The organism is Moritella sp. PE36 (assembly GCF_000170855.1).
Taxonomy (GTDB): domain Bacteria; phylum Pseudomonadota; class Gammaproteobacteria; order Enterobacterales; family Moritellaceae; genus Moritella.
The window spans coordinates 1-10,019 of sequence record NZ_ABCQ01000035.1; the positions used below are offsets into that span (position 1 = coordinate 1).

The 10,019-nt window shown below is 38.2% G+C and carries 9 protein-coding genes and 4 pseudogenes; 6 read left to right on the forward strand and 7 right to left on the reverse strand.

What is annotated here, in order from left to right:
* Nucleotides 1-249: 249 nt before the first annotated feature.
* On the forward strand, nucleotides 250-774 hold the full coding sequence (locus PE36_RS16510) for a hypothetical protein (protein ID WP_006033191.1): 525 nt from the start codon (nucleotides 250-252) through the stop codon (nucleotides 772-774).
* Between the two features lie 63 nt (nucleotides 775-837).
* Here the strand turns inward: PE36_RS16510 and PE36_RS16515 are convergent, their stop codons facing one another.
* Nucleotides 838-1,332, reverse strand: a complete 495-nt coding sequence (locus tag PE36_RS16515) for a MarR family winged helix-turn-helix transcriptional regulator (protein ID WP_006033192.1) — start codon at nucleotides 1,330-1,332, stop codon at nucleotides 838-840.
* A gap of 108 nt (nucleotides 1,333-1,440) precedes the next feature.
* Between PE36_RS16515 and PE36_RS16520 the strand changes: the two genes are divergently transcribed.
* Nucleotides 1,441-2,703: a multidrug effflux MFS transporter gene (locus PE36_RS16520; protein ID WP_043994666.1), complete on the forward strand. Its 1,263-nt coding sequence runs from the start codon at nucleotides 1,441-1,443 to the stop codon at nucleotides 2,701-2,703.
* Nucleotides 2,704-2,769: 66 nt separating this feature from the next.
* Here PE36_RS16520 and PE36_RS16525 read toward each other — a convergent pair whose 3' ends face one another.
* Nucleotides 2,770-3,189, reverse strand: coding sequence for an HPP family protein (locus PE36_RS16525; protein WP_043994667.1), 420 nt, complete (start codon nucleotides 3,187-3,189; stop codon nucleotides 2,770-2,772).
* A gap of 206 nt (nucleotides 3,190-3,395) precedes the next feature.
* On the opposite strand from PE36_RS16525, the gene PE36_RS24615 reads away from it, so the two are divergent.
* On the forward strand, nucleotides 3,396-3,830 hold the full coding sequence (locus PE36_RS24615) for a TM2 domain-containing protein (RefSeq protein ID WP_198138628.1): 435 nt from the start codon (nucleotides 3,396-3,398) through the stop codon (nucleotides 3,828-3,830).
* A 10-nt stretch (nucleotides 3,831-3,840) separates the two neighbouring features.
* Here the strand turns inward: PE36_RS24615 and PE36_RS16535 are convergent, their stop codons facing one another.
* Nucleotides 3,841-4,707: a DNA replication terminus site-binding protein gene (locus PE36_RS16535; RefSeq protein WP_043994668.1), complete on the reverse strand. Its 867-nt coding sequence runs from the start codon at nucleotides 4,705-4,707 to the stop codon at nucleotides 3,841-3,843.
* 237 nt (nucleotides 4,708-4,944) lie between these two features.
* Nucleotides 4,945-5,535: a glutathione S-transferase family protein gene (locus PE36_RS16540; protein WP_006033198.1), complete on the reverse strand. Its 591-nt coding sequence runs from the start codon at nucleotides 5,533-5,535 to the stop codon at nucleotides 4,945-4,947.
* A gap of 463 nt (nucleotides 5,536-5,998) precedes the next feature.
* Between PE36_RS16540 and PE36_RS16545 the strand changes: the two genes are divergently transcribed.
* Both PE36_RS16545 and PE36_RS24120 read left to right on the forward strand, forming a co-directional pair.
* A complete protein-coding gene (locus tag PE36_RS16545) occupies nucleotides 5,999-6,415 on the forward strand; it encodes a hypothetical protein (protein WP_006033199.1) in 417 nt (138 codons plus the stop codon).
* A 278-nt stretch (nucleotides 6,416-6,693) separates the two neighbouring features.
* Nucleotides 6,694-6,908, forward strand: a pseudogene (locus tag PE36_RS24120) (integrase); the annotation flags it as partial.
* Between the two features lie 84 nt (nucleotides 6,909-6,992).
* On the opposite strand, the gene PE36_RS16550 reads toward PE36_RS24120, so the two are convergent.
* On the reverse strand, nucleotides 6,993-8,186 hold the full coding sequence (locus tag PE36_RS16550; RefSeq protein ID WP_006033201.1) for a DEAD/DEAH box helicase: 1,194 nt from the start codon (nucleotides 8,184-8,186) through the stop codon (nucleotides 6,993-6,995).
* 747 nt (nucleotides 8,187-8,933) lie between these two features.
* Between PE36_RS16550 and PE36_RS24125 the strand changes: the two are divergent.
* Nucleotides 8,934-9,062, forward strand: a pseudogene (locus tag PE36_RS24125) (transposase); the annotation flags it as partial.
* Between the two features lie 207 nt (nucleotides 9,063-9,269).
* On the opposite strand, the pseudogene PE36_RS25035 reads toward PE36_RS24125, so the two are convergent.
* Nucleotides 9,270-9,554 (reverse strand): annotated as a pseudogene (locus PE36_RS25035) (IS1595 family transposase); the annotation flags it as partial.
* A gap of 85 nt (nucleotides 9,555-9,639) precedes the next feature.
* Nucleotides 9,640-9,814: pseudogene (locus tag PE36_RS25040) on the reverse strand (transposase); the annotation flags it as partial.
* Nucleotides 9,815-10,019: the final 205 nt, after the last annotated feature.

A 10,019-nucleotide genomic window follows, 5' to 3' on the forward strand; every position in this document is an offset into this window, starting at 1 on the left:
AATATCTAAATGACTGAATATATTATAGTTTACATGTTTCAGTTTGTTATTGAAATGTTATCTGTATGAGCGGGTGAATATTGTTTTTTCTAATCTTTATCACATAAATACCTCTTTATTTCCATGTTTATGTCGTTTTGCTCATATTTATTGAATACGACATATTTACCCTATTTTATATATGTAATAGTCTGCTCAAATGAGACCGTGTGTTCAGATTTTAAATATATGGATAAATAAGGTATTGCAATGGAATCGCCCCGCAAAGAAGTCATGTTCGAATACGTGCCGACAGCACAAGAAGTAGAAACCCTGTTACAGCACACTCCAGATGCTAAAATTAATATTGCTAATACTAAGCAAGCTTTTTATATTAGTCAGATCAAACACCTAACACATTATGGTCATTGTATTAATGGCATTAATATCGAGATTGATCTGTGTGACGAATCAGAGATTGAGCCGCTATGGTCATTTCTTGAGTTGGATTTTTTAAGAGTTAGTTTTGCCAGTGATGAAGTGCTTGAAGACGATTTTAAAGGGTTTCTGACATGGCTAGAAAACGCCGACAAACTCGAAGCCTTATCGGTAGAAATGCAGCCGTTACACCAAGAAGATGGATTACAACTACTGTCGATTTATTTTGCATCCTCAAAACAATTTCCGGTTTCTTTGTTTCTCAAAACCAATGCGAACACAGTGACAATTCCATCACTGCCATCTTTGCAGGTATTTAACCATGTAAATGTTGAGATGAGCATCCGTCGCTTTTAAGTCACTATTATAACGATTAGTCTGATAGCACTGATCATCGGTGATCATAATAGGGCCGGTGCATTAGTTTGTGGACTTATTGTTCGCTAACACCCGCTGCATCATAGAATCGAGTTGTTGCAGCTCATCTGCCGATAATACACTTAATCCATTTCTTTCTTGTTGGTGTAACTCAGGCATGACAGTCTCTATTAATTGCTTACCCTTGCTTGTGAGCAGTACCAGTTTACTGCGCTTATCTTCAGGGTTATCAATTCTTTCAATTAACGCCGCTTGGCTTAAACGATTCAATACCTTAGTCAGTCCGCCCGAACTAAATATCATCGACTGGTATAGCACTGTTGGGGATAGACAGTAGGGAGCAGGGCTGCGTCTTAACGTACTTAATACGCTGAACTCTGCACGTTGTAGATCATAGCTAGCGACCAGTGCTTCCATCTGATTGTGAAATAGATTGCTGACCTGCAGCAAGCGTAATAAAGCAGGTGATACGCCGTCAGCACAGTCAGGCCAGTTATCATCCATTGCTTGTAGTATTTCGTTAATGTTATTGGTCATGATCTATTCCCTATCTATGTATGCTGGTTTAACAATGCCAATAATATATCTTGCCAGAAAGCTAAAGTCCAGTTATTATCTTTCCAGAAAGATAATTGGAGGCGTAAAATGACAGCGAATAATACATCCTCAATCATAATGAATGAGGTAAACATAGATAATACAGATACAGCCGGAAAAATGAGTAAGACGTTAATACTGACGCTGGCTGCAGTATTTGCTTTAACCCCATTTACGATTGATAGTTACCTACCTGCGATGCCAACGATGGCAAAAGCAATGGGTGTTGATATCTCTTTGATGTCAGTGACAGTAAGTTTATATATTTTTGGTCTTGCGATAGGACAACTCATCGGCGGGCCTTTGTCCGATAAAAAAGGCCGTGGTTATGCCATGATTGCTGGTTTAATTGTATTTGCAATTGCCAGTATATTGTTGACGACAGCAACAGAAATTGAAGTGTTATGGTTATGGCGCGTGGTGCAAGCTATTGGTGGCGGTATGGCGGTTGTTGGAGTACCAGCAACTATTCGTGATACCACAAGTGGTAAAGAAGCGGCTAAGCTGTTCTCACTAATTGCGCTTATTATGATGATAGCCCCCTCAATCGCGCCGACTGTGGGGACGATTATCATGTCGGTAGCTGATTGGCGTTGGATCTTTTATACATTGGCAATCATGGCTGTGTTGGTGGCGATTCTGGTGATGCGCTATATGCCGAAACCAGTTAAGAAGACGATAGCTGAAGATAAGTCGGATGAGATTAAACCAAAGCTTGGTTTATTGTCGGTGTTCAGTGAGAAACGAGCGTTAGGTTTCATGGTTGCCCAAGCATTTGCTTACTCGGTAATGATGATCTTTTTAACCAATGCGTCGATGATGTATATGGAAGTCTTTGATCAAACGGCGCAACAGTTTTCAATGTTATTTTTTGCAAATATTTGCGGTTTGGTTGTAGTCAATCGTGCTAACACATTTTTATTGGCGAAATTTGAGCCCGAGACATTGCTAAAAGCCTTCTTAAGCTTGCAAGTACTCGGTGGCATAATATTAGTGACTGCATCTGTGATGGTTCCTGACGCTTTGTATGTGACTGTCGCAGGGTTTGTTATTGCGATCTCAGCCAATGGCGCGGTTATCTCAAATGCCAGTGCTTGTTTTATGAAACGATTTGGCCGAAATGCCGGTTCTGCTTCTGCGGTATTAGGGGCAACTCAATACACCGTCGGTGGAACGGTGAGTGCGTTATCCGCATTTATCAGTATGGGATCAGTGCAACCTGTGGTTATCATCATGCTAGTTTCATCTGTCACCGCACTGCTGGGAGCAACGATTGCTGCTCGCTATTCACGTCAATATACAGCAGGTTAAAATATCAATGTGGTTCATAGGCTGATGAAGGATCATCAGCCTACTATTAAATACGAATAGCAGCTGTTATTTATTCAGTAAGTGCGCGCATAATTTAACAAAATCAGATGAAGTAACGATACCAATCACCTTATTTTCATTATCAATAACGGGTAGGCAACCCAGTTTATTATCAATGAAATATTCAACAACAATTTTCAGTGGCTCATCTTCTGTTAGTTTTTGAAAATCTGTCGCCATCAAATCTTCGATTAACTGACCGCGTTCTTTTCTCGCTAGTGCATCAGTACCGTATTTGTTGATCATTGTCATGACCGCACTGATCATTTTTTTATGTGTCAGAACCCCAATCAAGGTACCATCATTTTCGGAGATAACAGGTAAGTGACGTACCCCACGCGTTTGCATTAATTCATGTGCGTCTTTTAAAGTGGCTTTATGGCTAATACAAATAACATTGTTTGCCATTATATCTCTTACTTTCATACACTAACTCCGTGTTATATAATATTTACTTTCCAGTATACCCCATTATATATAGAATGCGATGTTGAGGCTCAACAAAATAATACAGTTGGATATTTAATTGTTTATTTATTTTTGTATCGTGATGTAACCAGCTGTCATTTTAGTGTGATTGTTTATAATTGTGTGATAATTTAGCTACTTATATATTATGGATGGAGTTTGTTATGAAGGGATCGGTCCTTGAATTCAATATTGGAAGTAAAGAAGGGATTATTTCTGATGAGGATGGATGTCATTATACATTTAATATGAATCAGTGGATGCATAAGGGCACTCCTCGGGTTGGTAGTAAAGTTAATTTCACTATAAAGTCAGGAATACTTGCCTCCGCCACCATGGTGACTGTGGGTAAATCCAAGAAAACCGGGGCGGTATTGTTGTCGTTTTTCTTTGGTGCACTCGGTGCTCATAAATTCTATTTAGGCTATAACAAACAGGGCCTATGCATGTTGGTATTGTTTGTATTCGGTTATTTTTTACTCGGTTTGCCTTCGACGGTTATTGCCATCATTGCCTTGGTGGAATTTGTGATTTATTTGTGTAAATCAGAAGTCGAATTTGAACAAGATTATGTGTTAGAAAACCGTCCTTGGTTTTAGTGTTACTTGTTTAAGCCATTACTTTCTCAATTGTTTTACCCGAAAAAGTCCCTAACACAACATTCTTACGTTTATCTGAGCGCTGCTTGCGCATGTGAGATGCAATAAAGTCAGCGACTTCATGCGTTTCGAGTGGTTCTTTTTGTACTACGATTATCGGTAATGGGGCTGTGACTGTTTTTAACCCTGTGACCTTCACAATATTTGCCGCTGGTTGAACCTTAACTGGCCTGCGCACACGTAACTGATGCTCTGCTGTCGTCGCTATTTGTTGATGAAGCTGTGTTAGTGCCAGCTGATTATCAGGCGTGGCTCTCTCTTTTTCTGCGGTAATTTCCCCTAATAATTTTATCTTGTCAGGTTGGTGTAATGAATCTTTACGCTGCCAACTGAAACGTACCGATTTAACATATTCATTTTCCAAGCAATGAATCTTGCGATACAAGTGCACTGTCATTACACCGGGACAATTATCATGGATCGCACTGAAACGTGCTTGACGAGATTCATTTTCGCTGACTACCGCATGTTCGATTGCGCCTTTGATAGTATTAATGTCTTCAATTGAAGTGACGATCTTCGCGCTATTCTGGTTCTCTGGGTGTAAATGAATAATACCTACGTAGCGCCGGGCCGATTTTTGCGAGAAGGGGTGTTTAATATGAATGTCTTTAAAGGCTTCAGCAGCTAACTTCATCGCTAGCATGTCGGTGACTAACTCGGGCATGATTTGGTTTATGACTGCCTGTTCCTGACCTTTTAGCACAGCGGGGATCCGGCTGACCAATGCTTGCACTGGTTGTGTGGTCGCTAATAATTTTTCTAATTGTTGCAATTTAGTCGTGAGTTGCTCAAATAAGTTTTTAATATCAGTCATTTTTAATCCTAGTATCAATGAAAACTTGGTATTGATAACTAGCATAGTAACGAGTAGACCATCATGCAATAGGGGGCGGGGTTGGGTGATCGTTATGTGATCATCGCTGATCATTCGTTGATCGATATTGTGGTTTAAATGGCATTGTCATATCGCAACAGCTCATACAAACACTATTGCGAGCGCAATTTTGCTGCGTAGCTCCACTTACCGATTAATTATCGCCCCCAATACTTCTTATGCGCCAATAGGTGGTGCTGTTTGGGCAAAAATATCAAAGCTGCGAGCCGCTTTTAACAGCGCCTGAAGGTTATCTAAACCGTCGATATTGATGCGGTTGCGGAATAAACCCCAGTCTAAGAAACAGGCTAAGCGTAATTCACCATCGGTGAACGGCGCTTGGCTGCTATAAGAACTTTCATTCATGTGAAGTAAGGCACTTTCAACACGATCTCTATGGCGGGTCAAATAGCTGCTTTGCTCAGGCGTAATCTTATCAAACTTTTCAAGAAAGAATAGGTTTACCGCAGCATCCAATACCGTATTTACATTACAAAATAAATTAAAGTCTTGAGCATCTTTTAAAAATGATTTCCCTGACTGCTCACGCAAATACATTAAAATACTAGCAGAGTCTGTTAAACCAATATCTTTACCTGCTTTCTGATCCTGAAGAAATGGAACTTTTTTCGTAGGAGACAGTTTCGCACTACTATCAGCATCGGTTTCAATGAATTCACACGCTAAATTGCCATTTAGTTGGCCTTCCAATAACGCAATGCGGCAATGACGAACAAATGGAGAAGTGTAGCTTCCGTATAATTTCATAATAATTCCTTGAGTCACTTTTGGTCAAAACCGTTATTGGCAATTTGGCCTATGCATAAATCCTTTATCGTATTGGGAATGAGTGTGACATTAAAGGCCTTTAAAGCACAAGGGTAATTTCTTCGAATCTATGTGTATGCTTTAACAATATAAAGTACGTAGACTTGCAGTTTAGTGCAATAACGTTAAGCTTAATTTTCCTCTTTCCTTATATGGACTTTCTTTGTAAACGAGGCCTTCATTAAGTAATTTATTTATATATTTCGTCATTATTTGTACGGTTCTGCATAAATAACATGATTTTATATATCTAAATAAGATGGAATATAAGCTCAATGCTAGATATGGTGTAATTTATTGTTATTAAACAGAAAATTAATCATTTAACGTTAGTGATTTTTTAGGTATTATACGAAATTCCGTAAATACCTTGTTACATTCAATCTTAAAACTAGGAAGTCAAATGAAGTCGATAATATTAAGTCTATTACTAATGAGTTTTTCATCTATTTCATTAGCATATGATGGTGCTCCCACCAAACAAGTTGAGATGTTTTTTAAAGATCAATCAAATAGGAAGGTAAGTGAATCTATAGATAATCTTTATTCAAATAATCCTGCTATGCAGCAAAAAGTTCAAGCATTAACTTTTTTAAAGCAGCAGCTTGCATCGGTATCAGTCTTATATGGAAATCTTATTGGCAATGAAAATATATCCAAGGAAGAGCTATCTCCATCATTAGTCAGAATCGTACAAGTTGCCAAATATGATATTCATCCAGTTGTTTGGGAATTTTATTTCTACAAACCTAAAGACAAGTGGATCGTAAGTCAGGCAATGTTTGTTGACCAATTCCAAGTAGTGGGTTCTAAAAAGTAAATGTAATAAATAGCAGTAACGGACTTGTCAAACCGCCACTTAAACTACTGCGTAATAACAAGCCGCTGCGCTAGCCGCGAATCTAAAATTCACCATACTTTCTGTAATGCAAACTTTGCCATTTAAAGCTCAATATCTAAGCCACTGTTGTCCAGATCTAAGTCCTGTACCTCTATCATCCTACAATCATCATGACCATTATCAGCAATAGGAGGTAATGATGGTTATAAAGAACTCACATCACGGACATGGAGCTAAGAAGCCATTTAGACTCGAAGATTATCAAGTCAGGGGCGCTAAGCTTAGGGCTGGATAATAACTTATATGGTACGCATTCGATGAGACGAACAAAAGCTACGCTGATATATGCTCGGACTAAAAATATACGTGCAGTGCAACTGCTTTTAGGGCATACAAAAGTAGATAACACAATTCGATACTTGGCATTGAGATTGAAGATGCCCTGAAGTTATCTGAGGAAACGGATAGTTAATTTTAGTTCTGGTCTTCAACCACTATAGTTGAAGACCAAACATACCCCAAAGTGGCTTAGAGTCGTAACTCAGACTCGATATTCTCACCTTCTATTTCTTTTTTTAACCTTTTTTTTGACTTTTTTAGGCACTTTTGAAAACTCTTTATGGAAAGGCTGTTCTGTAGCAACAGGAATGGCTTTCCCTATGCTTTTTTCAATACTATTTAATAACGTTATATCATTTTCTACAGCAAATGAAATGGCTATTCCACTTTTCCCGGCACGAGCAGTTCGTCCTATACGGTGTATGTAGTTTCTTGGATCTTCAGGAAGGTTATAGTTAATGACTAAAGTAATATTATCAACATCAATGCCACGAGCAGCAACATCAGTTGCAACTAATACGCTTAAATTAGAATCTTTAAAGTTTTGTAACGCTTCTTCCCTAACTGCTTGTGTTTTACCACTGTGAAGGCTAGCGGCAGTGATTGATGCTTCTTCTAGAGCTTCAACAATGATGTCAGCGCCAGGCTTTGTTTTACAAAAAATGAGCACTTTTTTATAGTGAGATTTTTCAAGGATATTAAGTAGCAAAGGCACTTTATTCGATTTTTCAAGATGGTATACACTTTGATTAATCCGCTCGATAGTAACCGTTTCCGCCGTAATTTGAATTTTTGTCGGGTCCGTTAATATTGCGTCTGCAAGTATCTCGATTTCAGCAGGCATAGTGGCTGAAAACAAGAGTGTTTGTCGGTTCTTTGGCAGCTTAGATATGATGCGTTGAACATCCTTAAAGAACCCCATATCAAGCATTGTATCTGCTTCATCTAACACAAATACTTCTAACGCCTTAAAGTTTATATCGTCGGTTTTAATTAAATCCAATAACCTGCCGGGTGTGGCCACTAAAATATCAAGTCCAAGTGCGATAGAGTCAACTTGATTTTGTCTTCCTACTCCACCATAAACCACCTTAGTTTTAAGCCCTAAACCATCAGCGTAGTCATCAATGTTTTGCATTATTTGCGAGGCAAGCTCTCTCGTGGGCGTTAGTATGAGCGAACGCGTGCTCTTAGCGTTGATATCTATTTTATTTCGCCCAAAATTATTGATAATAGGCAATGAAAAGGCCGCAGTTTTTCCTGTTCCCGTTTGCGCTATACCAAGAAGATCATTCCCATTAATAAGAGCTGGGATACATTCTTTTTGGATTGGTGTGGGCTGTTTATAGCCTTTAAGACTAACGCGGTCAATAATTGACTCTAAAAGTGAAAATTCTTTAAACTCGGACATGCTGCCTCGGTATTCTTTAATCAATAGCCTATTATTCTAACAGAATGCTTTAACATATTTAAGACGTATTCAAGGTGACTTTTTCTGACAAATCCTCACAAAAACAGTTCAGTAATTAAGTGTTCTGAGCCTTATAGAACAAAGCATGTAGATTGGATTTACGTTCGGCCTTAGGTCAGCCCAGACTGTAATGGTTATGTATTTTATGATTGAGAATGTTGCTCCTTTTCTCAATGGAGTTAGTGTAACTAAACCAATTGTAATGTTACTTTTGCAGTTGGTATTTACAATTTGTTTTCCAAAATATTATCGAGTAGGGGGGGGGAAATGAAGTCAGCGCTCTAACACGGTTTTGTCCATCAATGGCTTAGGGTGATAGCTCTAAGCCGAAACTGACCCTTTCTGCGTTAAAGAAGTTACTCACTTATAATATATTCATATCGATTTGTCATATATTTTCTCATGCATTATTTATAAGGTATCCACCTGCACTTAAACGCTTAATAAATTAAACTGACAAAACTACCGTTTTATCCAAAAAAACATACGATTTTTCAATTGCACATTTAATTGTGTCCCCCAGTGTTATTTGATAATAGTATTCTCGTTTTGCCAGTTAATTCAGCTCGGTTTAAAATGAAAAAAGAAATGCTGCCACTATAATAATCATGGATGTAAGGCATACAGAATCGGTAGTAACCTCCCTAAAAACGGGGGGGACATTCCAGAAATCACGTAACTAACCTCATCATAGAAACGATCAATGACCAAATTAAAAACATCTCTAAAATTGAGCATTATCGCCATCGAAGCTTGCATGGTGTTATGTTGAACTTGCTGGTTGGTCCGGTTGCGTATTGCCTAAAACCGATCTGATGTTGAGTATTAACAGCATGACATATATCCTTGATCGCCCCATCATTCGTCCCCAGTGTTGTGCTGAAGTATTTGCATAATGCATAATGCAATATGTACTTTGTTATATCGCATTGCAAATTGCGAATTATACATTTCAAACTACGATTTTATTGTTTCTTGAGAACACTTCTAAGTTAGCCCATCATCATTCTACATTACCAATCATCGTGCTACCTCTGATAACCGAGATCCTTTAACTACATTGAAGTTCATATAGATAGGATATTCTTCTTCATTCGTTGAAACTAATGCTATGAAAAGGGTCTTATTTTCGGAGCCTCGCACTCGCTTCCCACCATGACGTTCACTGTCATAATAAACATCATCTACTTGAATGACACCAGATAGTAGTCGCTTGTCATCCCGCTATTTCATGATCTGCATGGTTTTTTGCTTAATTCTTCAAGCTGAATTGTAAGAGGCACCAATTTGATGTTTAAGTGATAATGCTTATATGCCAATTTAAACTTGAATGCTTAATAAACACTTATAAAACAATTCATTACAGGTCATGTTGAATATTTGGACATTGTGTTAGTGATAACAGACGTTTGGTGGTGACTGCGATTACATTGATAAATATTTCTTGATTTTAATGAGCAATAGCGATGAGAAGAGCATGCAAGACAGATAAAACCATCAGGCCATTTCCAGTTGAACAGAGCCTCAATACATTGTTCTTCTGAGGCATAATCTTTGAATAGTTCCAGTAAACTATACCCTTGGTGCTGCTGAGTTTACTTTTTCTCGTAGCCATAATCTTCACAACGTATCACTATAAATATAGTTTTTTTGAGTTAATAGTGGTTGAGTTAAGTGGGTAACCAGGAAGTCTTATTCATTAAAATTTTCCAGTTGGCGTAAACATTGCTTCTTTTAGAATTGAAGATCGGTTTTCGTGAAGCTATAAACCGC